The organism is Chitinimonas taiwanensis DSM 18899 (assembly GCF_900119825.1).
GTDB lineage: Bacteria > Pseudomonadota > Gammaproteobacteria > Burkholderiales > Chitinimonadaceae > Chitinimonas > Chitinimonas taiwanensis.
On record NZ_FPKR01000004.1, the window covers coordinates 232717 to 256220 of the forward strand.

Consider the following 23504-nt stretch of genomic DNA (forward strand, 5'->3'; position numbering starts at 1 on the left):
GACGAATATTGTCATTCAGTGACCATATTCGTGTGAATGCCCGGTGGTGAGCGGATGTGTAAGCGCCGACGGCTTCCACGATGAAGGCGTTGCGATACTCGACGTATCGAGCCCACCAGTACAGGTGAATGACGCTTTGCGGCACTTTGGGCGACTTTTGGGTAGGGGTGGAGCCTTAGTGTCGTGGCTGTGTGGTAATCCCAGCGGCTTGCTTACTACTTTGCTTGGCTGGCACGCCGCTTGCGACTTACAAGGCAAACTTTAGTGGATGTGCTGATCATGACCAAGAATGCAGGTTTCACCCTGATTGAGCTGATGATAGTTGTGGCCATCATTGGCATCCTGGCGGCCATCGCAATTCCGCAGTTTTCCGAGTACATGAAAAAAGGTGAGGACAAAGCCGCGCAATCTGATGTGCGCAATATCCTCCTTATGGCCATGTCCCACCAAGAGCTGTAGGATGTTGGCATAACACTTGCTTGAATTTTCACCGTGCGCTAGCACTAACCGACCACTAGCCCAATCCTAGGAGTATGCAAATGAAGCGTCTGCAAAAGGGTTTTACCCTTATCGAACTGATGATCGTCGTTGCCATTATCGGCATCCTGGCCGCCATCGCCATTCCTCAGTTCTCCGAATACATCAAGAAGGGTGAAGACAAGTCGGCGCAATCCGACGTACGTAATGTCTTGACCGGCGCCATCGCCAACTCCACGCAGTAAGCGCTTGCGCCACTGCTGTGCGTGTCTGTTAAATTTTTCGAGGTGATTGTGATGAAAAAGCAAATTCTGGCTGTGCTGTTCTTGGGTCTGATGTCGGGCGTGAGCCACGCTGCGGTTGAAAACGTTTGTTCTGGCGGCGAAGCAAAGGAAGTTAAGGTCAAGGATCCGGCCGGCTTTATTGTGACGACCTTTAAGCCAAAATGCTCCGCTAACACCATTGTGGATTATGAGGATCTGGACTCAATGGTTGCTGTTGCGGGTGCTTCTGTGAAGGGTGGCAATAGTTTCATGGCTAATTCGGCTGGCGGTTCGGTTTTGCCGTTCAAGAAATGCGCCGGCAAGGTTTGTGCGCAGACTGATGTCGACGATGCAATGACCAAAGCTAAAACCTTGGGTTCGGGCGCGGGTAGCTAAGCGTTTAAGTCTGAAAGAGATGGACCGAACAGTGCGCGCAAGCGCACTGTTTTTTTTGATTATGCTGACATTCTATATTTCTGGCGTGCGCGCGGGCTTGCGTGGCAAGAGCTTTCTGGGCGTGTTTGTGCTCGGTCTGCTACTGATTGGCATCGCCTTCCTGACCGGCTATTTTTCCCCGCGCCAGCCCAAGACCGTGGCCTTGGATGTGGGGCTGTCTTTTTTGCGCCTCATCTTGGTATTCCTTAGCCTGTTCTGGGTGCAAGACCTGATCAGCAAGGAGATCGAGCGGCGTACCGTGATGTTCTCGCTTGCCTATCCCGTACCACGTGCCCACTATCTGCTCGGCCGCTATCTGGCCATTCAGACCATGAGCGTTTTGGTCGCATTGGGCATGGCGGTCTTGTTGTGGGGGGCGGTTGCGCTTGCGGGCGGCAGTTACGAGCAACAGTTCCCGGTCAACCTGGGCTGGCCCTACTGGATTGCCCTAAGCGGCATTGTGCTGGATGCCGCGGTTGTTTCCGCTTTTGCATTATGGATTGCCACCGTCTCGACCACCCCGATGCTGCCACTGGCGGCCGGTCTGATCTTCGCCGCAGTAGGCAAGAGTCTTGGTGCGGTCATGGACTTCCTCGCGCGCGGAGCTGATGGTGATGCCGCCCTCGCGGCGCGTTTTGATCCGATCATTGGCTTGATCAGGTGGATACTGCCGGATCTTTCCCGGCTGGATTGGCGGGCCGCCGCGCTATATAACCAGCCTATGGACGGCACGCTGATGGGCTGGTCGATCTGCATGGCGCTGGCCTATGCGGGCATCATGCTGCTGGCAGCTACGCTGTCTTTCTCACGCCGCGAGTTCTTCTGATGGGCTTGGGCATGCAAAAGCGCTGGTTATTGCTAGTCCCTGTGCTGTTTGTCGCCCATATTGCGGCGAATTTTGCACTATTGAAGGCGCCGCATACTTCCACCGCGTTGGAAATGCAGGTGGCTTTACCGCGCTTTGTACAGGTTGCCATGAGCGGGGGCGATCGTTATTTGGCCGCAAATCTGGCCAGCTTCCGGGCGCTGCTGGTCAGTACCGAGCGTATGCAAGCGGATAACTTTGCCATTCAGGGCAAGGTCCAGCGTGACGCCGCATGGCTGAATCCAGCCCATGAGGACAACTACTACATCGCCGCTGCTATTTTGCCTTGGAACGATGAGCTTGATGCTGGGCAATATGTACTCAAGCAAGCCATCACTGCGCGAAAATTCGATTGGCAGCCGATTTTTTATTACGCCTTCAATATCTACCACTTTGAAGGGAATCCGGCTAAAGCTGCAGTCGAACTTCTGAACGCTAGGTCAGTGGTCACGAGTGAGAATGATCGTATGGCCATAGAGAATATCGCTGCACGTTGGCTTGAGAAGGGCTTTGAGCCCAAAGCGGCCATGCAGGTGGTTGATATCATGGCCCGACAGGCCAAGCCAGGGCAGTTCAAAGAGTACCTGAAAACCCGCGTGGATCGTCTCAGGGTGCTGCTTAGCCTCCAGGAGGCGGCGGCAATGTACATAAGCAAAAAGGGTAGACCTGCGAAGAACTTTGAAGAACTTCGCGCTGCGGGCTTAATCAGCGTCTTGCCTGTCGATCCCTTTGGCTTTGGTTATGTGATGAATCAGGCTGGTGAACCCGTTCTGTTGAACAGCGCACCGAAAGTGAAGAAATGAAGGCGGCAATACATATCGAATCATTGTCAAAATCTTACCGCACACCTTGGCGTAGACAGCTTGTGGCGGCGGTTCGAGAGCTAAACCTGACGGTTGCACAGGGTGAGGCATTCGGTTTTGTCGGCCCCAATGGTGCGGGTAAGAGCACGACGATTCGAATGCTTACCGGTGTCTTGTTGCCCACACAAGGTAGTGCCAGTCTGTTTGGCGTGGGGATTGCAGATCCGCAGTCGCGCCGTGGTATCGGCTATGTACCTGAGAACCCTTACTTGAATGACTGCTTAACGCCACTTGAAGTATTGCAAATGAGTATGCGCTTGCATGGGGTGAAAGTGGTGAATGAGTACGCGCATTGTATGTACTGGCTGGAGCGTCTTGATCTGGCTGCCGCGAGTAAGAAATATCTCCGCTCCTTATCCAAGGGTATGGTTCAGCGTGTTGCCTTGGCACAGGCGATGTGTATTCAACCCAGAATGCTCATTTTGGATGAGCCGCTCTCCGGACTCGATCCATTGGGTCGACGAGATGTGGTCAACTTGCTTGCAGAGTATAAGCGGGAAGGCGGTACGCTCTTTTTTACTTCCCACGTATTACATGATGTCGAACGCCTGGCTGACCGATTTGGATTGATAAAAGGCGGTCAACTGCTAACGATTAGCTCGCCGGCGGGCTTGGCCATTGATGAGCAGCCATTCACGGTTCGTTATGTTGGGTCTGCCTCTATAAATGGCGCGCATTTGGAAGCGGAAGGGCGCTGGTGCGCTGAGGTATCCGGTAAATCAGTATGGGCCGTTCTCGAGCAAGTGCGTGAGCAGGGTGGGAAGTTATTGGAAGTCAAGCCTGCATTGAATCTTGAGAAAGTCTTCCTCAGTTTCATTGATGAGGCTGCGCCTGTAGTACCGTAAACAGTTAACTAAAACCTAAGCCTTGTCTGCTATGAATTTACTATCGAAAGCTGCTGTACTTCGCGCTTACTTCGCTGTTTTCTCCACAGTGGCTTTCATGCTTTCTCAGCGATATGGATTGTCTGATAACTGGGGTATTGCGAAGACCAGTCTTGCTTTCTTGGGCGATGTTCTGATTCTGACGGGATTGTTAGTTAGCTATCTGATTGGTGAAAGGATCCTTCACCTCAAGCCGCGTTACCTTGGTTTGTGGCGAATTGCGCACGCTATTCTTGCTCTTTTCTTGATTGTATTTGCGCTAGCCTCTCAGGCGCTATTTCGCCAAACAGGCGATGTGCTTGATATCGAGATGCTGAATTTCATCATATTGAATTTCAGTGATTTGCGAGCGGTGGCTGTGTCGAGTGTGGACGGGGCAATATTTTCCACGGTTGCCGTATGCCTGATCCTCTACGTAATGGCACTTGCCGAATTCCGACGTGGTACTTTACGGATTTTTCAGCGGGTAATGTTAATCGCGCCACTGTCTTTATTGCCAGCAAATGGGATTCATGAGTCTTTGATGGCTGAAGCTCAAGCTCAAGACCAAGGAGTAGCAACTGCTGGGAATTATAGGGGGGACTATAAATCCTTGGTTACTCGGCAGCTATCTTGGCTGTCAAAGAGTAAGTCGACTTGGTGGCAGGGAGTTTTTACTAGCTTTATCGTTGGGTCAGCTCTTAGTGCGGTTGAGTATGATGTGCTGAGTCGTCAAGTCGCTGCCAGGATGATTTATAAGAAGCCTAGTTACATCAAGGAGCCGAAAAGAAAGTCAAATATTCTTTTTGTTATTTTGGAATCTACCCGTGCCTCTGCAACTGGTTTACAGGACAGTTTGAGTGGGCGTTCAACTACCCCATTCCTTGATGGGCTGGCGCGTGAGGGCTGGAATTTTACTCGTGCATATACAACAGTTCCTCATACGACGAATGCTCTTGTCGGTATTTACTGTGGTACTTTTCCGCCGATTGGTAAGACCGTAATTCAAGACGCCGCGGGTAAATTTCCATTGCATTGCCTCCCAACGGTATTAAATGAAGCTGGATACGCTACGGCCCATTTCCAAGTGGCCCCTGGGCATTTTGAGGACAGATTTGGATTGCTTTCGGAAGCAGGGTTTCAGCATCGTGTAACGCAGGAGTACTTTGCCGGCAAAGGGCATAAGCGCTATGGGTATTTAGGATTGGATGATAGGGTGCTCATTGACCCGATGATTGAATGGATGCGGGAAAATAGGAAGAAATCTAAGCCATTCTTTGCATCGATTCTCACTGTTCTTACGCATCATCCATATATTTATCCTGGTAATGTGCAGCCCTTGTCTGATCCTATGTCTGCGAAGCAGGCATATTTAGGTGCAATACGATATAACGACGAAACTCTGCAGTTGCTTTTTGCTGGCATGGAACGTGAGGGCCTGCTTGACGACACCCTTGTGGTTGTTACTGGTGATCATGGTGAGGCATTCAATGAACATGGCCAGTTAGCGCATAATGGTGCTGCTTATGAGGAGGGTATGCATGTGCCCTTGGTCATGTATGGTCCTAAGCTGATTGAAGGTGTGAAGAAGCGAAATACCTTACAACAGCATATAGATTTGTTTCCGACCGTGCTTGATTTAATTGGAGTTCAGGTCGATGGTATGTTGCCCGGGAATAGCTTGCTAGGGAATGATAGCGGGCATGAGAAGATTATTACTTCTTGTTTTTATGAGCGATATTGTCTCAATCTGTATGATGCTGAAGGCGGTAAGTTCATTTATTTTTTCGGGAAACGTGAAGCGGAGTTTTATGCGCTTGATGCTGATCCTTTAGAGAAGAGAAATCTCATTGATGGGCTGAGTGATGACATGTCGAGGCAATATCTATCTACGGCGGTTGAGCTAAAGAACGCATTTGGCTCAGTATATGCAAGAGAATAGCGTGGTTTCAACTGTTGCCCGGCCACCTTCGAAATTGAGAATGCTAGGTAGGGGTGGCTTCGAGGGCGTGTTGGTATTGCCCGCATTGTTAGTGGCTAGCCTTTTTCCTTGGATATGGGAGTGGTTTGCTCGCCCGGCCTGGATATGGGATATCGCGTCTTATGACCTCCATCGTAGTTTTCAGCTTATCGCACTTTGCTTCGTATGTTTAATCCCCTTGAGTTTTCGGTCAGCGACGCGGGTTCCTGATGCCTTGAAAAACCGTGCGCTCCTATTGTTTGGCATCTTCTTGCTAGGAGCGATCTCGGCCCTAAGTTCTTTACGCCCATTTATTGCCATTCTGGAGGTTTCAGTATGGTTAACGTTATGCCTGCTAGCAGTAGGTATTGCGCGCTGGCGAAGCGGTCAGCCGGACGTAGATCGTTGGCTCATCTTATTTTTCCTTGCTGCAGTTGTTGGCAATACGCTTACATTCTTTGACGAATACTTAAGTGCGCTTATTTTTAATAGTTTTGTTTCTGATGCAAAGATGTTTCCAGGTTATGGGAATATTAGGGTATTTAATCATATTCAGACCCTGCTTATCCCTGCATGCTTGTTTGCTGACCGTTGCATGCCTCGTGGTAGGTATTATTATGTGTTGTTTATCGTCATTTCTGCTCTTTGGATGTCGCTTGCAATTATTACGGGTGCCCGAGCGACACTGCTGGCTGTCGTGGTGTCTGCTTTAATTTGTGGCGTGGCGTTTGGTGTGCAGGGGCGAGCCTATCTAAGTAGATTAACGGTATTTCTGGTTGCTGGTTTCTTAATGTGGTTGGTACTCTATGGCTTGCTTCCATGGGCCCTGCATGGGGAAATGGCATTCTCCTACCCTATGCTGAGATCTGGGCTATCAACCCGAGATGTATTATGGAATAAAGCATTCGACTTAGCGATGGCACATCCTTGGATTGGCGTGGGGCCCATGCACTTTGCTAGTTATCCAAATCCTGTTGCATCCGGTCCGCATAATTTTCTACTACAACTGCTTTCCGAATGGGGCGTGCCAGCCACATTATTATTCTTTTCATTTATTGTGTTACTTATATTTAAGCAATACGTTTGTACACGTAATGCTGTGCGTCAAGAGCGCAAGGACGCCTGGTTGGACATTGTGATTTTCGCCACCATTCTTGCTTGGCTGGTGGATTCATTATTTTCAGACAGCATGACCATGCCTGGTCCGCAATTGTGGCTGGCTGTTCTGCTGGGGTGGTCTTGGGGGCGCAACTACGATCTGCTCGATAGTACGACAGGTGTTTCTTTGGGGGGCGTATTACGGTGGACCTTGATCACGGGGTGTGCTGCTGTCGCGGCGCTCTTTATCTCTCTTGTTTCAGTGTTGCCGCAGAATTTGTCTTCCATATACAAGAGTCAGCGGATTTATTTGCAAGATATTCCTAAGTATCGGCATTTTAGCTACAGATTTTGGCGTCAGGGATGGATTGTTTCAGGTACGTGGTGGGACGGAGCGGCAACTGGCTACGATAATGAGTTGGTTGAATAGAGGGGCGTACTGTCTGCTTTTGCTGTAATGTGGTGTGTACGGGAAAACAATTAAGCCCCATATTATGGGGCTTAATTGTTTGACTAGTTTGCTAGTGATATACGCATTTTCTGCAACGCCTTCACCTCAATTTGCCGAATCCGCTCCGCCGATACGCCGAATTCATCGGCCAGTTCGTGCAAGGTGGCGCCGCTATCGTCGCCTAGCCAGCGGGCTTCCACGATGCGGCGGCTGCGGGGGTCGAGGGATTCCAGGGCGTTGAGCAGGCCTTCGCCGTGCAGACGGTCGGTGGCGCGGCGCTCCAGTACGGCGACCGGTTCGTTGTCGTGGTCGGCTAGCCAGTCGATCGGAGCGTAGCTGTCCTCGTCGCCGTCTTCCGCGACCAGGGCGACATCGTGCCCACTCATGCGGGTTTCCATTTCCAGTACTTCTTCACGCTTCACCCCGAGGTCATCGGCGATCTGCTGTGCTTCCTGATGGGTCAGGGCGTTCAGGCCGCTCTTCATGCTGCGCAGATTGAAGAACAGCTTGCGCTGGGCCTTGGTGGTGGCAATGCGCACCAGGCGCCAGTTACGTAGGATGTACTCGTGAATCTCCGCGCGGATCCAATGCACGGCGAAGGAGAATAGACGCACGCCGCGGGTCGGCTCGAAGCGCTTCACGGCCTTCATCAGGCCGATATTGCCTTCCTGGATCAGGTCTGCCTGGGGTAGACCATAACCGGCGTAACCGCGCGCGATCGAGGCCACGACGCGCAGATGCGACATCACCAGCTTCCCGGCAGCGTCGAGATCATTATGTTGCTGCAGGCGCGTGGCGAGCTCGGTCTCTTCCTCCTGGGTAAGCAGGGGGATCGCGGCGATCTGCTGCAGATAGCGATCTAGGCTGTCGCCGGAACTCAGTACCGGCAGGGTAAACGTGGCGGTCATATGCGTATTTCTCCTTTTCGCCCAAGTCTTGCGGTTAGGCTGGACGATATTAGCACTCGGGACATGAGAGTGCTAGCGGGCGAAAAGGTTCAGATTGCCATGACTAATTGCCGATGCTGCGCAGATGCTTGCCGACTGACAGCGTGGCCCCAAACAGGCTTAGCAGGGCCACGGTGGAGAGACTCAGACCCAGCACGGGCGGGCTGGGTAGATGGAGCTGAAAGCTCTGGCCATACAGGCTGGCCAGCTGGCTGACCGGGCCGTTCAGACGGTTCAAGCCCAAGCCAACCAGGGCGATGCCGACCAAGGCACCGAGCAGACCTTGCACGGCGGCGAAGTAGAGGAAGGGGCGGCGGATAAAGCTGTCGGTGGCGCCGATCAGCTTGCTGACCTCGATTTCCTCGCGGCGGGTGAGGATCTGCATGCGGATCAAATTGGCGGTGATCAGCATCAGAGCGGCGCCGAACAGTGCGGCCACGGTCAGGGCGGCCTCGCGCCCCAGGCGGATGATGCTGGCCAGGCGCTGCGCCCATTCGGAATCAAGCTGCACATACTCGATGGCTGCGTCGGCTTTCAGGCGCGTCTGCAGCGCGGCGAGATCGGTGCTGGCGCCATCCTTCAGGGTCAGCTCGAAGCTGTCGGGCAGCGGGTTGTCGCCCAGGCCGGCAAGCAGGTCGGCCATGCCGCTGGTCTGCTCGAGGTCTTTCAGGGCCTGGTGCTTATTGATATGGCGCGCGCTGGCAATGGCCGGGTCCTGGCTCAGCAGGGTTTGCACGCGGCCGATATCGGCGGGGCCGGCGTTGGTGTGCAGGAAGACGCTGGCTTGGGTCTCGGTTGGGAGCTGGCCGGCCAGCCCTTGCAGATTGCTGACCAGTGCATACAGGCCCAGCGGCAGGGCAACCGCGATGCCGATCACCAGCAGATTGAACAAGGACGCGAGCGGATGGGCCAGGATCAGGCGCAGCGTGGCCAGCAAGGCCAGGCGATGGAGGCGTAGCCAGTGGATCATTGGGTGAACTGCCCCTTGTTAAGGCGCAGGATGCGCCGGCCGTAATCGGCCATCAGGCTTTCATCGTGGGCGGAAATCACGATGGTTACCCCGACCTGATGAAAGCTCTTAAACAATTCCATGATGTCGAGCGCATAGGCGCGGTCGAGGTTGCCGGTCGGTTCGTCGGCCAGCAGGATGGACGGACGATGCACGACGGCGCGCGCGATGCACAGGCGTTGTTGCTCGCCGCCCGAGAGCGAGATCGGATTGAGCTTTTCCCGTCCCAGCAAACCAACCTTATCCAGCGCCGCGCGCGCGCGCCGCGCCGCTTCGCGCCGGTCATAACCGACGATGTCCAGCGGCAGCATCACATTGTCGAACACCGTGCGGTCGAACAGGATCTTGTGATCCTGGAAGATCAGGCCGATATGGCGGCGCAGAAAGGGCAGGGCGCCGCGGCTGATGCTGGCCAGGTTCTGACCATTGACCACCACCGAGCCGGCCGTCGGCCTGTCTATGCCCGCGATCAGCTTGAGCAGGGTGGATTTGCCGGCGCCGGAATGGCCGGCCAGAAAGACCAGCTCGCCGGCGTCGATCTGGAAGCTCAGATTCTTCAGCGCTTCAAAGCCGCCTGGGTAGCGTTTGCTGACTTGGTTGAACTGGATCATGTTTGCGCGGGCACCGGATGGGCCCCATTCCTCACTCGATTAGGGCGTCCACATAGTCCTTCGCTTCGAAGGGGCGCAAATCATCAATGCCTTCGCCCACGCCGATAAAGCGCAGCGGAATCGGCTTTTGCTTGGCAATGCCGGCAATCACGCCGCCCTTGGCGGTGCCGTCCAGCTTGGTTAGCACCAGGCCTGTCAGGCCCAGCGCGTCATCGAAGGCTTTGACCTGAGCTAGTGCGTTCTGGCCGGTATTGGCGTCCAGTACCAGCAAGACCTCGTGCGGGCCGCTGGCATCGGCCTTGGTAATCACCCGTTTGACCTTGGCGATCTCGTCCATCAGATGCAGCTGGGTAGGCAGGCGGCCGGCCGTATCGGCCAGCACGATATCGATACCGCGCGCCTTGGCGGCATTGATCGCATCGAAGCACACCGCGGCCGAATCGCCGCCATCCTGGGCAATCACCGTGACGTTATTGCGCTCGCCCCAAGCCATCAGCTGCTCGCGCGCGGCGGCGCGGAAGGTGTCGCCGGCGGCCAGCAACACACTCTTGCCCTGACCTTGGAAGTATTTGGCCAGCTTGCCGATGCTGGTGGTCTTGCCTGCGCCGTTCACGCCGGCCACCATGATAATGAAGGGCTGATGGCCTTCCACCACGAGGGGTTTTTCCAGTGGCGCGATCAGCTCGGTCAGCGCGCCCTTCAAGGCGCCGCGCAGCTCGCTGGCATCCTTGAGGCCGGCCAGCGTGACGCGGCTGCGCACATCCTTGAGCAGGTGGTTGGTGGCATCCACGCCCATATCGGCGGTCAGCAGCACCGTTTCCAGCTCCTCGTACAAATCCTCGTCGATCTGGCCGCCGCCAAACAGCGTGGCCAGCTCCTTGCCGAGCTTGTCGCGTGTCTTGGCCAGACCTGCTTTCAGCTTGTACTGCCAGACCTCCTTGGAGGCCTGCGCCACGTCCTTGGCCAATACCGTCACATCGGTATTCAGCACCTCGACGGTTTTCTGCCAGAAGGATTTCTCTTCGCCCGCAGCCGCGCTCGGCGTGGAAGCGGCTGCTGCCGGTGCGGGCGCCGCGGCGGGTTCGGCCTCCGAGGGCTTGTCGCTGCCGACCAGTTCACCGAGGTCGGTATTCAGTGCCTTCCAGAGCTTCTTGCCCCAGCCGGCGTCCTTGTCTTGCGATGGTGTTTGTTCAGACATGCAGTAGTGGCTTTCCGGTGCCGGACTTGCCGGCGAATTGGGGTAGGATTCTAGCCTGTTCAACCCCTTCCCCCAAACTTCGCATGCCGAAGCTCGCACCCAAAACCAGCAAGCCCGTTCGTGGCGTCAATCAGTTACGCATCATCGGTGGTGAATACCGCCGCCGCATCCTGCCGTTCCCCGATGGCGAGGGCCTGCGCCCGACCCCGGATCGGGTGCGTGAAACCCTGTTCAACTGGCTAGGCCAGGAGCTGTATGGCCAAAGCTGCCTCGACCTGTTCGCCGGCAGCGGCGCGCTCGGTTTCGAGGCCGCCTCGCGTGGCGCGAGCCGCGTGGTGATGGTGGAAATGGCTCGCCCCGCACTGGCGGCCCTGCAGTCCAATCGCGCACTCTTGCAGGTCAACGCCGTCGAGATCGTTGCCGCGGAGGCCCTTGCCTGGCTGGCGCGCAGCAGCGAGCAGTTCGATGTGGTGTTTCTCGATCCGCCGTTTGCCAGTGATTTACTGCCCAAGGCGCTGGTGGCCATCGCGCCGCGCCTGAAGCCGGAAGGCTGTGTATACATCGAGACGGCCGACTGGCCTGAACTTACGGGCTGGGAAGTGCTGCGCCAGGGCAAGGCCGGCGTGGTGCACTATGGTTTGTTGCAGCCGCTGGCCAGTGCGGCATAAGCGGCTAAACACAAGTTATCAAGCACCGTACGCGGCTTGGGCATACTGCGCTTTCTCTTTTCCCCTTCAGCGAGATCAGCATGTTCAAGGTCAATGAGTATTTCGGTGGTACGGTCAAATCGATTGCCTTCGGCATGGCCGAGGGTCCGGCCACGGTGGGTGTGATGGCGCCGGGTGAGTATGAGTTTGGTACTGCCCAGCTGGAAGTCATGCATGTGGTCGTTGGCGCCCTGACCGTCAAGCTACCGGGCAGCGAGCAATGGGAAGTGTTTGCGGCCGGTAGCCGCTTTACCGTGCCGGCCAATAGCAAGTTCCAGCTCAAGGTCACCGTGGATACCGCTTATCTGTGCGAGTACCGTTAAGTCTGACGAGGTAAGCTGCTGGCTGCGCTTGGCGCGCATGCCGATCAGTTGCACGACATGTTGTTAGCACTGCTGCATAGCGTGCATCGCCGCGCGAATGAAAAAGCCCGATCCAAGGATCGGGCTTTTTCTTGCTGTGCGCGCTTTATTGCTGTGGCGCTTCTTCGGTCGGCATCTGTGCATCGGCAGCCGGCGCGGCCTGCCAAGGCAGGGGGATGGCCGAGCCGTTCACATTCAGGCGGCCGGCTTTCCACTCGGCGCTGGTGCTCAGCGTGTCGCCATCGGCCTTGATCAAATTCTGCTCGGTCAGCTTGCGGATCTGGCTTTCCATCAGATTGCGCGCCAGGTTCTCCAGATCAGCCGTGTCCGGATGCTCGCCATCCTCGGTGTCTACCGCAATCATGCTGCGTGCCTGCCAGAGTACATAGGTCTCGATGACCTGCTTGGGCACCTTTAGGTCCGCGCTGGCTTGCAGGCGCTCGAGCAGCTTGAGCGGCATGTCCAGATCACCGTCCTGGAAGCCCTTCAGGGCCAGATCAGCCTTCAGGAACACTTCGCCCTCCGGCAGCTTAACCGACAGCTTCTTCACCGACAGGGCCGGGTCATTGCGCAGCAGTGGCAGGCCATCGGTCTTCAGCGTGGCGAAGATCTTGGCAGCCTGCTCGGCCGGGTCGGTCACCTTGCGCTGGATATCGGTGATGCGCTTGGATAGCTTGGCCAGCGTCGGGCCATGCAGATGGTTGGCCGATACCGACAGCACGGCTGGGCCGTACTGCTTGCCATTCAGCAACAGGCCAGCCAGGTTCACATCGCCACTCGAGTCGATGAACTCGCCCTTCTCGGTGGTGTTGACCAGATAGCTGAGCTTATCGAGCTTGATGTCCAGCGCCGGATCTTCCTCGCTGCGCTTGAAGGTGGCCGAGGCCAGCGTCAGCTTGCCGTCGCCCAGCATCAGGCCGGCTTTGCCGCGCTGGTTATGCGCCTCGAAGCGAAAATCCTTGATATCGAGCGTGCCCTTGGTGCCGGCCTCGAAATGCAGACCGGGCGCCACGGCGCTGATATCGACCTTGTTGAAGTCGCCGCCGTAGGCAATCGTGGCGTCCAACCCCTGCCAGACCGACTTCACCTTGGCCAGCGTCTCCTCATAGGTGAAGTTGGGGATACGGACCTTGACCACGCCATCGTCGTTGAAGGCGATCTGGTTCTCGATCTGCAGTGCCTGCTGATCGCCGAAGACCTTCTTCAACAGGGCCTGGGTGTCCGGATTGAACTCGATCTCGGTGCTGACGGCTGCCTTCAAAGGCTTGGGGTTGCCTTGCAGCAGCAGGGGCAGCGGGCCGTGCTTGATGGTCTGGGTGTAGCTAAGCTCCAGCTTCACATCGCCCAGAGCCTGCAGCTGCAGCAGCTGGTAGGGCTTGATCAGGTTCGGGTTCAAGGCAATGGTGGTGCGCTCGTGCGAGCTGAAGATGCCACGCTGGTAGTCGCGCGACTTGACCACGAAGTAGGGCAGATCGGCCAGCAGCTGGTGCTGCTTGGCCAGGGTGGTTTCCGCCTGCTTGCCGGCCCACCAGCTGGCGCCGGTGTAGGCAAGGGCGAGGGCGCCGACAACGGCGACGGCGATAAGAGGAATCTTCTGCTTGGGGTTCACGAGCGCGTGTGCCTTGAAGGTTTAGATATTGCGGGCAAGTTCGATAGCGCGGCCCAGATAGCTGGCCGGTGTCAGTTCGAGCAGGCGGGCCTTCTCCGGTTCCGGAATGGCCAGGGTTTTGATGAAGGCGTGCAGGGTGTCGCGGTTGATGCCGGCCTTGCCGCGGGTCAGGTCTTTCAGCTGCTCATAGGCATTCGGCACTGCGTAGCGACGCATCACGGTCTGGATTGGCTCTGCCAGCACTTCCCAGTTGGCGTCGAGGTCGGCGGCCATGGCGGCGCGGTTGGCCTGCAGCTTGTCCAGACCCTTGATGGCCGAGGCATAGCCGAGCAGGGTGTAACCAAGCGCCACGCCCATATTGCGCAGCACGGTCGAATCGGTCAGATCGCGCTGCCAGCGCGAGATCGGCAGCTTCTGGCTCAGATGGGTGAGCAGGGCGTTAGCGAGGCCCAGATTGCCTTCCGAGTTCTCGAAGTCGATCGGGTTGACCTTGTGCGGCATGGTCGAGCTGCCCACTTCGCCTTCCTTGACCTTCTGCTTGAAGAAGCCGAGCGAGATATAACCCCAGATATCGCGGTTCATATCGATCAGGATGGTGTTGGCGCGCGCGAAGTGATCGTAGAGCTCGCTCATGTAGTCGTGCGGCTCGATCTGGATCGTGTAGGGGTTGAAGCTGATGCCCAGCGATTCAACAAAGCGCTGTGCAAAGGCCGGCCAGTCGATTTCCGGGTAGGCGCTCAGATGGGCGTTGTAATTGCCGACTGCGCCATTGATCTTGCCCAGCAGCTCGACTGCGCCGATGCGCTTGATCTGGCGCTCGAGGCGGTAGGCGATATTGGCCATTTCCTTGCCCATGGTGCTCGGCGTGGCAGGCTGGCCATGGGTGCGCGACATCATAGGCGCATCGGCCAGGTCGATGGCCTGGGCCTTCAGACGGTCGATGATGCCTTGCAGCTGGGGCAGCATGGCTTCGCGGCCAGCCTTCAGCATCAGTGCGTGGCTGAGGTTATTGATGTCTTCCGAGGTGCAGGCGAAGTGGAAGAACTCGCTGACCGGACCGATTTCCGGGTTGCCGGATAGACGCTCCTTCAGCCAGTACTCAACTGCCTTCACGTCGTGATTGGTGCGGCTTTCGATCGCCTTTACCTCACCGGCATGCGCCTCGGAGAAGTTGGCGACCACCTCGTCCAGTTCGGCAATCGTGGCGGCCGAGAATGCCGGTACTTCGACAATGGCCGGCTCGGCGGCCAGCGCCTTCAGCCACTCCACTTCAACCTTCACCCGGTACTTGACCAGGGCGTATTCGCTGAAGCAGTCGCGCAGGGCATTGACCTGCTTGCTATAGCGGCCGTCGAGCGGGGAAAGGGCGGTGAGGGTAGAAAGCGTCATGGCGTGAAAAAGTCTCATCAAAACAAGCCCGCGATTCTAGCATGGTCCGCTTTGCTGCCCAGCGCGCGCAAGAAAAAAGCAGCCCGAAGGCTGCTTATTACCATAGTCTGATCAAGGGCTTACTTCTTGCTGACCCGGATGGTGCCGTTATAGGTGCCGGCATCGGTGATATACACGAGCGGGCCAACCAGGCGCGGCTTACCGTCCTTTTCGCTCAGGGTTAGTACATAGCTGGCATTGTTGGCGTGCTTCACATTCAGCTTGCTGCCGTCGAAGGTGGCGGGGGCGAAGTCTTCAGTCAGGTCGCCATAGGGCGTATCGAACATGGTGGCGCGGCCGCTGACGGCATTGCCGTTCACCTGCTCGATCACCACCACGGTCTTGCCCTCATAACCCATGCTCTCGATGGTCCACTTGCCTTCCCAGCTGCCGAGGATGGCGGCGCTGGCCGGCGCGCTGACGGCTGGGGTGGGTGTGGCGACTTCAGCAGGCTGGCTGACCGGTGCCGAAGGGGCGACCGGCGCGCTGGCGCAGCCGGCCAGCAGCAATAGGCCACTCAATAGGGCATAGGGGCGCAATGCGTGCTTCATGTTGAACTCCTTATTTGTCGTGGCGCGCATCATCGCATGCCGATAAAGCGCTTGCTAGGCGGCCGCCGTCACAGTTGCACCATTTCCAGATGCTTGAGACTGCGCCCCAGAAAGCGCTCACCCACGGTCTGAAAACGCAGCGGAATATCCGTCACGTAGTAGCGGTAATCGGGCTCGGCGCGCTGCGGATTGGCGATACCCAGCTCGCTCAGTGTGGCTGCCACCTGCTCGGCCACGCTGACCGCGGAGTCGACCAGCTTGATGCTGCTGCCGGCTTCCTGCGCGAGCAACGGTTTAAGCAGTGGGTAATGGGTACAGCCGAGTACCAGGGTGTCGATGCCCTCGGCCAGGACCGGCTTCAGGTATTCCTGCACGGTGAGGCGGGTCACCGGGTGATCGAGCCAGCCTTCTTCCACCAGCGGCACCAGCAGCGGGCAGGCTTGCGAATAGACGCGCGCATCGGCATTCAGTGCATGCACACCACGCGCGTAGGCGTTCGAGTTGACCGTGGTGGGCGTGGCGATCACGCCAATAGCGTCGTTCTGGGTCACGGCCACCGCATTGCGCGCGCCGGCCTCAATCACGTCGATAACCGGCACCGATACCCGGGCGCGGATCTTGTTGGCAGCCACGGCCGAGATAGTGTTGCAGGCGATGACCAGCAGCTTCACTTCCTGCTGCATGAGGAAGTCGACGATCTGTTGGGCGAACTGTTCGATGGTGGCGGTGGACTTCACGCCATAGGGCACGCGTGCGGTATCGCCGAAATAGACGATGTTCTCGAAAGGCAGGCGCTCCATCAGCGCGCGGGTAACGGTTAGGCCGCCGATACCAGAATCAAAGACGCCGATTGGGCGGGAAGCGAGCGGGGAGGGCATGGCAGGTGGATGACGATGGGAAGTCGCCATTCTACGCCAGCTGCGCGCCAGGCCCAGTGCGCTTTATGCGAGGCTGGCGCCGCGCTGCTGGTGCTGCGCAAGCGCCCAGTCTATGTGTTCGCGCACCAGGGGCGTGGCATCGGCCTGGCGGCTGGCCAGTGCAGCAAGCACTGCGGGGCTGCTCGGAGCATTGCCCAGGCCGACGGCTAGATTGCGCAGCCAGCGCTCGTAACCGATGCGGTAGATGGCCGTGCCGGCCAGGCGGTTGAGGAAATCCTGCTCGCTCCAGGCAAATAGCTCGACTAGGCTGGCGGCATCCAGGCCGTTGCGCACCGCGAAGTCGGCTTCGCTAGTGTCTACGGCGAAGCGGTTCCACGGGCAGAACAATTGGCAGTCGTCGCAGCCGTAGACGCGGTTACCGAGCAGCGGGCGCAGCTCGGCGGGAATCGCGCCCTTGAGCTCGATGGTCAGATAGGAGATGCAGCGCCGTGCATCGACCTGATAGGGCGCCACGATGGCCTGAGTCGGGCAGACATCCAGGCAGCGCGTGCAGCGTCCGCAGTGTTCCTGCGCGAGCGGCGGGTCGATGGGCAGCGGCAGATCGGTGAACAATTCGCCCAGGAAAAAGAAAGAGCCATGCTCGCGCGTCAGCAGCAGGGTGTGCTTGCCGCGCCAGCCCAGGCCAGCGCGCTCGGCGGCCGCCACCTCCATCACCGGGGCGGAATCGACAAAGGCGCGGTAGCCGGTGGGGCCCACGCAGTCGGCAATGCGCTCGGCCAGCTTCTGTAGGCGATTGCGCAACACCTTGTGGTAATCGCGCCCCAGCGCATAGCGCGAGATAAACGCCGCCTCGCCATCGGCCAGTACGGCCTCGCTGGACTTGGCCTCTGGCGGGCGGTAGTTCATGCGCAGCGAGATCACCCGCCGCGTGCCGGGTACCAACTCGGCAGGGCGTGCGCGCTTCATGCCGTGCGCCGCCATATAATCCATCTCGCCGTGAAAGCCGGCGTCCAGCCAGGCCGTCAGGCCGGCTTCGACCTCGGCACCCAGATCGGCATCGCCAATCTGGGCCGCATCAAAGCCCAGCTCCTTGGCCCAGCGCTTAATATCGCCGGCCAACGCCGTCCAATCCCGTTCCATGGCAGGTTCATTTCCATCATGCATAGGCAAGATCATACCCTGAGCGCCTTCCTGGCCGACGAGGCTGCCACCCTTGGTCTGGGGGAAATCCTCGCCAGCGCGCTGCGCGGCGGACTCACTGTTTTTCTGCATGGCGACCTCGGCGCCGGCAAAACCACGCTGACTCGCGGCATACTGCGCGGCCTGGGTTATGCCGGGCGGGTGAAAAGTCCCACCTATACCTTGGTTGAACCTTACGTAGTTTCTAACTTACAATTCCATCACTTTGATTTATATAGGTTTGGTGATCCGAGTGAATGGGAAGATGCTGGCTTTCGGGAAATGTTCAACCCGACCAGCGTGTGCATGGTCGAGTGGCCCGATAAGGCCGCCGGCCTGCTTCCCCCGCCCGACTGGATCATCACCCTGCTGCCCGAGGCCGACGGCCGGCGCCTGACCCTGCAGGCTGAAACGCTGACTGGAAAGACATGTCTCGCAAGTTTGACCGATTCCCTGCCGACCCCAAGCGCCGCCTGATCCTGCAAGGCGCAGTCGCCAGCCTGCTGTTTGGCATCGCCCCGCGCGCTTTTGCGGGCAGTGCAGTGGTGGCGGTGCGCGTCTGGCCGGCCAAGGCCTATACCCGCATCACGCTTGAGGCGAATGCCCCGCTGCAGTTCAAACACTTCACTGTGCCCGATCCCGAGCGCCTAGTGGTTGACCTCGAAGGGGCCGACTGGGGCGAGGAGCTCAGCAATATCGCTGGACGCATCGGTACCGAGGACCCGTATGTGAAGCAGTTGCGTGCCGGGCGCTTCAAGCCTGGCACGGTGCGGGTGGTGCTGGACCTGAAAACCGAGGTGCGCCCGCAGGTGTTCGCGCTCGAGCCATTTGGCGAATACCAGCACCGTCTGGTTATCGATCTTTATCCGGCCAAGAGCGAAGACCCTTTGTTGGCCCTGTTGCAGGACGGCAAAGCGCCGCCCCAGCCGGCCAGTAAGCCGCAAAAGGTCGAGAACGGGCGCGGCGAGGCCGAGGAGCTGAAGGTCGACCGGTTGGTGACCATCGCCATCGACCCAGGCCATGGCGGCGAAGACCCGGGGGCGGTAGGCAAGGGCGGCACCTATGAGAAGACCGTTACGTTGGCCATTGGCAAGAAGCTCAAGTCGCTGATCGACAAGGAGCCGAATATGCGCGCCGTGCTGACCCGCGATGACGACTACTTCGTGCCGCTCGGGCAGCGCGTGGTCAAGGCGCGCAAGGTCAATGCCGACCTGTTCATGTCCATCCATGCCGATGCCTTCGTGCGCCCGGATGCAAATGGCTCTTCGGTGTTTGCGCTCAGCGAGGGCAGTGCGACCAGCACCGCGGCCAAATGGCTGGCCAAGACTCAGAACGAGTCGGATTTGATTGGCGGCGTGCGTCTGGATGTGAAAGACCCGCATTTGGCCAAGACTCTGCTCGACCTGACCCAGACCGCCACCATCAATGACAGCCTCAAGCTCGGCAAGGCCATGCTGACCGCCATCGGCGAGATCAACCGCCTGCACAAGCCGCATGTCGAGCAGGCCGGCTTCGCCGTGCTCAAGGCGCCGGATATTCCCTCGGTGCTGGTCGAGACCGCCTTTATCTCCAATCCGGAGGAAGAGAAGAAGCTGGCCGACGAGGCCTACCAGACCAAGATGGCGGAAAGCCTGCTGGCCGGCATCAAGCGCTATCTGTCCAAGAACCCGCCACTGGCGCGCAACAAGCTCGCACAAAGCTGATGCGCAGCACAACGGCCCCTGGTGGGGCCGTTGGTTTTTCTGCGCCCGGCTTGGCGGCTTAATAGCGCAGCGCGTTCTCCACCGCTTCAATCAGTTTGCCGGCGCTGAAGGGTTTGACGATAAAGCCATCCACACCGAGCGCCGTGGCAGCCTTCACCCGCGGCAAGGTGGCCTCGGCACTGACCATGATCACCTTGGGGGGCTTGCGCAGCTGGCGCAGGGTGGCCAATACATCGATGCCGTCGCTGCCGGGCAGATTGATATCTAGTAGCACCAGATCGGGTGATTTGTCCTGGCAGCCCTGAATGCCTTCCTCGCCCGTGCTGGCCGAGCCGGCGTGCTCAAGGCCGGCATCGGTCAGGATGCCGCGTATCAGCGTACGCAGAATGCTGTCGTCGTCGATGACGAAAAAGCTGGGCTTATCGGCCGGCATGCTTACCTCGGCGGATGCGAGGCGGCTGATATACTGCCGGCCTGCCTCCAAAGTCCGTTTCAATGTCGAAAATCTGCTTACTGCCCGATCATCTCGTCAACCAGATCGCTGCCGGCGAGGTGGTTGAACGCCCGGCGTCGGCGCTCAAGGAGCTGATGGAAAACAGCCTGGATGCCGGCGCGGCCTCCATCAGCGTAGACCTGGCCGAAGGGGGCAGCAAGCTGATCCGGGTTAGTGATGACGGCAGCGGCATAGACCGCGCCGAGCTGGCCCTGGCGCTGAGTCGGCATGCCACCAGCAAGATCGCCTCACTGGAAGACCTGCACAAGGTGCGCACGCTGGGTTTTCGCGGCGAAGGTCTTGCCAGCATTGCCTCGGTCTCGCAGCTGAGCCTCAGTAGCCGCGCCGAGGGCAGCGAGCAGGCCTGGCGCGTGGAGGCCGACAATGGTCTGATCCATGAGGCCGAGCCGGCCGCACTGGCACGTGGCACCACGGTGGAGGTGCGCGATCTGTATTTCAATGTGCCGGCACGGCGCAAATTCCTGAAGACGGCCGCGACTGAGTACGCGCACTGCGAAGACGTGTTCAAGCGCGTGGCGCTGTCGCGCCCTGATCTGGCCCTGACCCTGACCCACAATGGCAAGGTGCAGTGGCGGCTGAAGTCCGAATCGCCCAGCGAGCGCATGCGCGCGGTGCTGGGCAATGAGTTTGCCGACAGCATGTTGCAGATCGAACAGGCGGCCGGCGGCCTGCGTCTGGCAGGTTTTGCCGGCTCGCCCACCCTGTCGCGTGCGGGGCGCGATGCGCAGTTTGTGTTCGTCAATGGCCGCTTCGTGCGCGACAAGGTGGTGCTGCACGCGGTGCGGCAGGCCTACCAGGACGTGCTGCATCTGGATAGGCAGCCGCTATATGTGCTGTTTATCGAGCTCGATCCGGAAGCGGTGGATGTCAATGTGCATCCGACCAAGACCGAGGTGCGCTTTCGCGAATCGCAGGCTGTGCATCGCTTCTTGTTCCATTCGCTCAATCGCGCGCTGGCCGAGACCCGTGCCGGCAGTCTTGCGCCTAACGGTGATAGCCCGGCCGACGATGTCGTGCCTGGCAGCCTCGGCACATTCAGCTATCCCAAGCCCAGTTTCGAGCAGATGCGCATGCCGCTGGCCGTTAACGAGGGGGCGCCGGCTGATTTCTACGGCACCTTGTTTGGCGGTCTGCGCGAGGCAGCGCGCGCTCAGGATGCCCTGGCTAGCACCGAGGTGGCGGACCGACCTGTACCGACCTACGTCCTGCCGGCTGCGCCGCAGACCAGCCGCGCGCTGCCTGCGGGCGAGGACGACTTCCCGCCGCTGGGTTTTGCGCTGGCCCAGCTGCATGGCGTGTATGTATTGGCCCAGGCGCGCGATGGCCTGATCGTGGTGGACATGCATGCCGCGCACGAGCGCGTGGTGTACGAAAGACTGAAGACCGCGCTGGATGCGGCCGAGATGCCGACCCAGCCGCTGCTGATCCCGCTCGCCTTTCCGGCCGACCGGCTCGATGTGGCCACCGTGGAAGAACATGCCGACACCCTGCGCCAGATCGGGTTCGAAATGGCCGTGCTGGGGCCGAACCAGCTGGCGGTGCGTGCGATTCCCATGCTGCTGCGTGATGCAGATGCGATCGAGCTGGCGCGCTCGCTGCTGGCCGATATCCGCACCGTGGGCGCCAGCCGCATGCTGACCGAAAAGCGCGATCAGCTGCTGGCCAGTATGGCCTGCCACGGCGCGGTGCGCGCCAATCGCAGCCTGACACTGCCGGAGATGAATGCGCTGTTGCGCGAGATGGAAGCCACCGAGCGTTCCGGTCAATGCAACCACGGCCGGCCGACCTGGTTCCGTCTGAGCATGAACGAGCTCGACAAGCTGTTCATGCGGGGCCAGTGATGACGATTGCCTTCCTGGTCAAACTGCTGGCCGCCCCGCTGATGATTGCGCTCGCCAGTCTGGCTGGTAAACGTTGGGGGCCGAATATTGCCGGCCTGATGGGCGGCCTGCCCCTGGTGGGCGGCCCGGTGGTGCTGGCCCTGTGGCTGACCCGCGGCCCCGAGTTCGCCGCTGAGGTGGCGCTGGCCGCGCCCGTTGGGGTGTGGGCGAATATCGTGTACATGCTGCTGGTCGGCTTTGCCAGCGCGCGCTGGGCCTGGTATGTGGCCATCCCGATCGGCTGGCTAGGCTATCTGGCCAGCGGCTTGCTGCTCAATCTGCTGGGTCTTGCCCATGCGCTATGGCTCGGCCTGTTGGTGCTGCCCGGCCTGTGGTTTGCCGCCACCCGCTGGCTGCCCAGGCCCAGCGCCGCGCCGCGTGTGGCCCAGCTGCCGCGCATCGAAATCGCCACCCGCATGGCCGCGGCTGCCGGCCTTGTGCTGTCGCTGACTGCTGCGGCTGGCCTGTTCGGCCCCACGCTGACCGGCATCTTCACCGGCGCGCCGATTGCTGCCACCGTGATTCCCGCTTTCACCTTTGCCAATGCCGGGCGCGATGCATTGCTGCTGGCCTTGCGCGGCTTTCTGACCGGGCTGATGGGCTTTACCGTGTTCTTTTATGTACTGGGCTACAGCATTCCCAGCCTGCATGCCTGGGCTTTTCTGCCTGCGCTCTTGGCCGGCCTGGCGGTCGGCCTGTTCGCGACCAAGCTGGCAAGGCGGGTAGGATGAGTGCGCAGCCCAAGGCCATCTTCCTGATGGGCCCCACCGCCAGCGGCAAGACCGCGCTGGCCATCGAGCTCGCGCAGCGCTTTCCCGTGGAGTTGATCTCGGTCGATTCGGCGCTGGTGTTTCGCGGTATGGATATCGGCACCGCCAAGCCTAGCGCCGCCGAGCTGGCGGCGGCCCCGCACCATCTGATCGATATCATCGACCCGACCGAGGTGTATTCGGCCGCGCAGTTCCGCGCCGATGCCCTGCGCCTGATGGACGAGATCACGGCACGCGGGCGGGTGCCGCTGCTGGTGGGGGGCACCATGCTGTACTTCAATGCGCTGCAGCACGGCCTGCACGATCTGCCGCGCGCCGATGCGCAGGTACGCCAGGCGCTGGAAGCCGAGGCGGCTGAACGTGGCTGGCCGGCCCTGCACGCCGAACTGACCCGTGTCGACCCGACCACCGCCGCGCGCCTGAGCCCGAACGACAGCCAGCGCATTGGCCGTGCGCTGGAAATTTTCCGCATCAGCCAGCGCCCGATGTCGGCCTGGCTGGCCGAGCAGACCAATGAGGCCTTGCCCTACGACTTGCTCAAACTGGCGCTGCTGCCCGTCGACCGCGCCATCCTGCACGCACGCATCGCGCTGCGCTTCGAGCAGATGCTGGCCCAAGGCTTCATCGACGAAGTGGCAGGCCTGCGTGCGCGCTACCCGCTACAGCCCGATCTGCCCTCCATGCGCTGCGTGGGTTACCGCCAGGCCTGGCAATACCTGGACGGCGAAATCGACCTAAGCACCCTGCACGACACCGGTATCTACGCCACCCGCCAATTGGCCAAGCGGCAGATTACCTGGCTGAGGGGAATGGAGGGCTTGGTGCCATGCAATGCCGCTGATGCCGCGGCCTCTCACCAACTCGCTGCATTTCTTGCATAAAA

General features: G+C 59.1%; 24 protein-coding genes and 1 pseudogene. 15 read left to right on the forward strand and 10 right to left on the reverse strand.

Features of this window, described 5'->3' with window-relative positions:
• The first annotated feature begins 264 nt into the window (after positions 1-264).
• The 8 genes and pseudogenes from BT173_RS19985 to BT173_RS06610 all read left to right on the forward strand — a co-directional run bounded on the left by BT173_RS19985 (position 265) and on the right by BT173_RS06610 (position 7254).
• Positions 265-459 carry a type IV pilin protein gene (locus BT173_RS19985; RefSeq protein ID WP_308417557.1) on the forward strand — a complete coding sequence of 65 codons (195 nt, stop codon included), beginning with the start codon at positions 265-267 and terminating at the stop codon, positions 457-459.
• A gap of 80 nt (positions 460-539) precedes the next feature.
• Positions 540-636 (forward strand): annotated as a pseudogene (locus tag BT173_RS19745) (prepilin-type N-terminal cleavage/methylation domain-containing protein); the annotation flags it as partial.
• Positions 637-773: 137 nt separating this feature from the next.
• A complete protein-coding gene (locus tag BT173_RS06585) occupies positions 774-1136 on the forward strand; it encodes a hypothetical protein (RefSeq protein ID WP_139256068.1) in 363 nt (120 codons plus the stop codon).
• 19 nt (positions 1137-1155) lie between these two features.
• Positions 1156-2001 (forward strand): ABC transporter permease, encoded by an 846-nt coding sequence (locus BT173_RS06590; protein ID WP_139256069.1) that lies wholly within the window; start codon positions 1156-1158, stop codon positions 1999-2001.
• Between the two features lie 11 nt (positions 2002-2012).
• Positions 2013-2843 carry a hypothetical protein gene (locus tag BT173_RS06595; protein WP_139256070.1) on the forward strand — a complete coding sequence of 277 codons (831 nt, stop codon included), beginning with the start codon at positions 2013-2015 and terminating at the stop codon, positions 2841-2843.
• Positions 2840-3748, forward strand: coding sequence for an ABC transporter ATP-binding protein (locus tag BT173_RS06600; RefSeq protein WP_072427840.1), 909 nt, complete (start codon positions 2840-2842; stop codon positions 3746-3748). The genes BT173_RS06595 and BT173_RS06600 overlap by 4 nt, the downstream gene beginning before the upstream one ends.
• 31 nt (positions 3749-3779) lie before the next feature.
• Complete coding sequence (locus BT173_RS06605) at positions 3780-5708, forward strand: LTA synthase family protein (RefSeq protein WP_072427841.1); 1929 nt, start codon at positions 3780-3782, stop codon at positions 5706-5708.
• A gap of 67 nt (positions 5709-5775) precedes the next feature.
• Positions 5776-7254: an O-antigen ligase family protein gene (locus BT173_RS06610; protein ID WP_175545566.1), complete on the forward strand. Its 1479-nt coding sequence runs from the start codon at positions 5776-5778 to the stop codon at positions 7252-7254.
• Positions 7255-7337: 83 nt separating this feature from the next.
• Here BT173_RS06610 and rpoH read toward each other — a convergent pair whose 3' ends face one another.
• The 4 genes from rpoH to ftsY form a co-directional block, all read right to left on the reverse strand.
• Positions 7338-8183 carry an RNA polymerase sigma factor RpoH gene (rpoH, locus tag BT173_RS06615; RefSeq protein WP_072427843.1) on the reverse strand — a complete coding sequence of 282 codons (846 nt, stop codon included), beginning with the start codon at positions 8181-8183 and terminating at the stop codon, positions 7338-7340.
• 103 nt (positions 8184-8286) lie between these two features.
• Positions 8287-9192, reverse strand: coding sequence for a permease-like cell division protein FtsX (gene ftsX / locus BT173_RS06620; protein WP_072427844.1), 906 nt, complete (start codon positions 9190-9192; stop codon positions 8287-8289).
• On the reverse strand, positions 9189-9842 hold the full coding sequence (ftsE, locus tag BT173_RS06625) for a cell division ATP-binding protein FtsE (RefSeq protein WP_072427845.1): 654 nt from the start codon (positions 9840-9842) through the stop codon (positions 9189-9191). The genes ftsX and ftsE overlap by 4 nt, the downstream gene beginning before the upstream one ends.
• Positions 9843-9873: 31 nt before the next feature.
• The gene (gene ftsY / locus BT173_RS06630) at positions 9874-11040 is read right to left on the reverse strand and encodes a signal recognition particle-docking protein FtsY (RefSeq protein WP_217651412.1); all 1167 of its coding nucleotides are present in this window, start codon (positions 11038-11040) and stop codon (positions 9874-9876) included.
• A gap of 83 nt (positions 11041-11123) precedes the next feature.
• Here ftsY and rsmD point away from each other — a divergent pair, with 83 nt between their 5' ends.
• Together rsmD and ppnP are read left to right on the forward strand one after the other, a co-directional pair.
• Entirely contained in the window at positions 11124-11708 is a 585-nt protein-coding gene (gene rsmD / locus BT173_RS06635) for a 16S rRNA (guanine(966)-N(2))-methyltransferase RsmD (protein WP_072427846.1), read from the forward strand.
• 80 nt (positions 11709-11788) lie between these two features.
• On the forward strand, positions 11789-12070 hold the full coding sequence (gene ppnP / locus BT173_RS06640; RefSeq protein ID WP_072427847.1) for a pyrimidine/purine nucleoside phosphorylase: 282 nt from the start codon (positions 11789-11791) through the stop codon (positions 12068-12070).
• 145 nt (positions 12071-12215) lie between these two features.
• Here the strand turns inward: ppnP and BT173_RS06645 are convergent, their stop codons facing one another.
• The 5 genes from BT173_RS06645 to queG all read right to left on the reverse strand — a co-directional run bounded on the left by BT173_RS06645 (position 12216) and on the right by queG (position 17715).
• Positions 12216-13718: a YdgA family protein gene (locus tag BT173_RS06645; protein ID WP_072427848.1), complete on the reverse strand. Its 1503-nt coding sequence runs from the start codon at positions 13716-13718 to the stop codon at positions 12216-12218.
• Positions 13719-13739: 21 nt separating this feature from the next.
• Complete coding sequence (purB, locus tag BT173_RS06650; RefSeq protein ID WP_072427849.1) at positions 13740-15107, reverse strand: adenylosuccinate lyase; 1368 nt, start codon at positions 15105-15107, stop codon at positions 13740-13742.
• A gap of 119 nt (positions 15108-15226) precedes the next feature.
• Positions 15227-15697 carry a hypothetical protein gene (locus BT173_RS06655; RefSeq protein WP_072427850.1) on the reverse strand — a complete coding sequence of 157 codons (471 nt, stop codon included), beginning with the start codon at positions 15695-15697 and terminating at the stop codon, positions 15227-15229.
• 68 nt (positions 15698-15765) lie between these two features.
• Complete coding sequence (gene murI, locus BT173_RS06660; protein ID WP_072427851.1) at positions 15766-16575, reverse strand: glutamate racemase; 810 nt, start codon at positions 16573-16575, stop codon at positions 15766-15768.
• A 63-nt stretch (positions 16576-16638) separates the two neighbouring features.
• Positions 16639-17715 (reverse strand): tRNA epoxyqueuosine(34) reductase QueG, encoded by a 1077-nt coding sequence (gene queG, locus BT173_RS06665; protein ID WP_084658267.1) that lies wholly within the window; start codon positions 17713-17715, stop codon positions 16639-16641.
• Positions 17716-17733: 18 nt separating this feature from the next.
• Between queG and tsaE the strand changes: the two genes are divergently transcribed.
• Positions 17734-18231 carry a tRNA (adenosine(37)-N6)-threonylcarbamoyltransferase complex ATPase subunit type 1 TsaE gene (gene tsaE, locus BT173_RS06670; protein WP_072427853.1) on the forward strand — a complete coding sequence of 166 codons (498 nt, stop codon included), beginning with the start codon at positions 17734-17736 and terminating at the stop codon, positions 18229-18231.
• Positions 18183-19457: an N-acetylmuramoyl-L-alanine amidase gene (locus BT173_RS06675; protein ID WP_072427854.1), complete on the forward strand. Its 1275-nt coding sequence runs from the start codon at positions 18183-18185 to the stop codon at positions 19455-19457. The genes tsaE and BT173_RS06675 overlap by 49 nt, the downstream gene beginning before the upstream one ends.
• 58 nt (positions 19458-19515) lie before the next feature.
• On the opposite strand, the gene BT173_RS06680 is transcribed toward BT173_RS06675, so the two are convergent.
• The gene (locus tag BT173_RS06680) at positions 19516-19890 is read right to left on the reverse strand and encodes a response regulator (RefSeq protein WP_072427922.1); all 375 of its coding nucleotides are present in this window, start codon (positions 19888-19890) and stop codon (positions 19516-19518) included.
• A gap of 62 nt (positions 19891-19952) precedes the next feature.
• On the opposite strand from BT173_RS06680, the gene mutL reads away from it, so the two are divergent.
• The 3 genes from mutL to miaA are packed head-to-tail and all read left to right on the forward strand — an operon-like array spanning position 19953 to position 23502.
• Entirely contained in the window at positions 19953-21812 is a 1860-nt protein-coding gene (gene mutL, locus BT173_RS06685; RefSeq protein ID WP_072427855.1) for a DNA mismatch repair endonuclease MutL, read from the forward strand.
• Positions 21812-22582, forward strand: coding sequence for a hypothetical protein (locus BT173_RS06690; RefSeq protein ID WP_072427856.1), 771 nt, complete (start codon positions 21812-21814; stop codon positions 22580-22582). The genes mutL and BT173_RS06690 overlap by 1 nt, the downstream gene beginning before the upstream one ends.
• Positions 22579-23502 (forward strand): tRNA (adenosine(37)-N6)-dimethylallyltransferase MiaA, encoded by a 924-nt coding sequence (gene miaA, locus BT173_RS06695; protein ID WP_072427857.1) that lies wholly within the window; start codon positions 22579-22581, stop codon positions 23500-23502. The genes BT173_RS06690 and miaA overlap by 4 nt, the downstream gene beginning before the upstream one ends.
• Positions 23503-23504 lie beyond the last annotated feature (2 nt).

What these genes read in the sequence shown, in the direction of transcription:
- queG (WP_084658267.1), bottom strand. Translation starts at nt 17,715, where the DNA reads ATGGAACGGGATTGGACGGCGTTGGCCGGCGATATTAAGCGCTGGGCC.
- ppnP (WP_072427847.1), top strand. Translation starts at nt 11,789, where the DNA reads ATGTTCAAGGTCAATGAGTATTTCGGTGGTACGGTCAAATCGATTGCC.
- purB (WP_072427849.1), bottom strand. Translation starts at nt 15,107, where the DNA reads ATGACGCTTTCTACCCTCACCGCCCTTTCCCCGCTCGACGGCCGCTAT.
- BT173_RS06600 (WP_072427840.1), top strand. Translation starts at nt 2,840, where the DNA reads ATGAAGGCGGCAATACATATCGAATCATTGTCAAAATCTTACCGCACA.
- miaA (WP_072427857.1), top strand. Translation starts at nt 22,579, where the DNA reads ATGAGTGCGCAGCCCAAGGCCATCTTCCTGATGGGCCCCACCGCCAGC.
- BT173_RS06680 (WP_072427922.1), bottom strand. Translation starts at nt 19,890, where the DNA reads ATGCCGGCCGATAAGCCCAGCTTTTTCGTCATCGACGACGACAGCATT.
- BT173_RS06585 (WP_139256068.1), top strand. Translation starts at nt 774, where the DNA reads ATGAAAAAGCAAATTCTGGCTGTGCTGTTCTTGGGTCTGATGTCGGGC.
- mutL (WP_072427855.1), top strand. Translation starts at nt 19,953, where the DNA reads ATGTCGAAAATCTGCTTACTGCCCGATCATCTCGTCAACCAGATCGCT.
- BT173_RS06675 (WP_072427854.1), top strand. Translation starts at nt 18,183, where the DNA reads ATGTCTCGCAAGTTTGACCGATTCCCTGCCGACCCCAAGCGCCGCCTG.
- BT173_RS06595 (WP_139256070.1), top strand. Translation starts at nt 2,013, where the DNA reads ATGCAAAAGCGCTGGTTATTGCTAGTCCCTGTGCTGTTTGTCGCCCAT.
- BT173_RS06590 (WP_139256069.1), top strand. Translation starts at nt 1,156, where the DNA reads ATGGACCGAACAGTGCGCGCAAGCGCACTGTTTTTTTTGATTATGCTG.
- BT173_RS06605 (WP_072427841.1), top strand. Translation starts at nt 3,780, where the DNA reads ATGAATTTACTATCGAAAGCTGCTGTACTTCGCGCTTACTTCGCTGTT.
- ftsY (WP_217651412.1), bottom strand. Translation starts at nt 11,040, where the DNA reads ATGTCTGAACAAACACCATCGCAAGACAAGGACGCCGGCTGGGGCAAG.
- rpoH (WP_072427843.1), bottom strand. Translation starts at nt 8,183, where the DNA reads ATGACCGCCACGTTTACCCTGCCGGTACTGAGTTCCGGCGACAGCCTA.
- tsaE (WP_072427853.1), top strand. Translation starts at nt 17,734, where the DNA reads ATGCATAGGCAAGATCATACCCTGAGCGCCTTCCTGGCCGACGAGGCT.
- ftsE (WP_072427845.1), bottom strand. Translation starts at nt 9,842, where the DNA reads ATGATCCAGTTCAACCAAGTCAGCAAACGCTACCCAGGCGGCTTTGAA.
- murI (WP_072427851.1), bottom strand. Translation starts at nt 16,575, where the DNA reads ATGCCCTCCCCGCTCGCTTCCCGCCCAATCGGCGTCTTTGATTCTGGT.
- ftsX (WP_072427844.1), bottom strand. Translation starts at nt 9,192, where the DNA reads ATGATCCACTGGCTACGCCTCCATCGCCTGGCCTTGCTGGCCACGCTG.
- BT173_RS06690 (WP_072427856.1), top strand. Translation starts at nt 21,812, where the DNA reads ATGACGATTGCCTTCCTGGTCAAACTGCTGGCCGCCCCGCTGATGATT.
- rsmD (WP_072427846.1), top strand. Translation starts at nt 11,124, where the DNA reads ATGCCGAAGCTCGCACCCAAAACCAGCAAGCCCGTTCGTGGCGTCAAT.
- BT173_RS06655 (WP_072427850.1), bottom strand. Translation starts at nt 15,697, where the DNA reads ATGAAGCACGCATTGCGCCCCTATGCCCTATTGAGTGGCCTATTGCTG.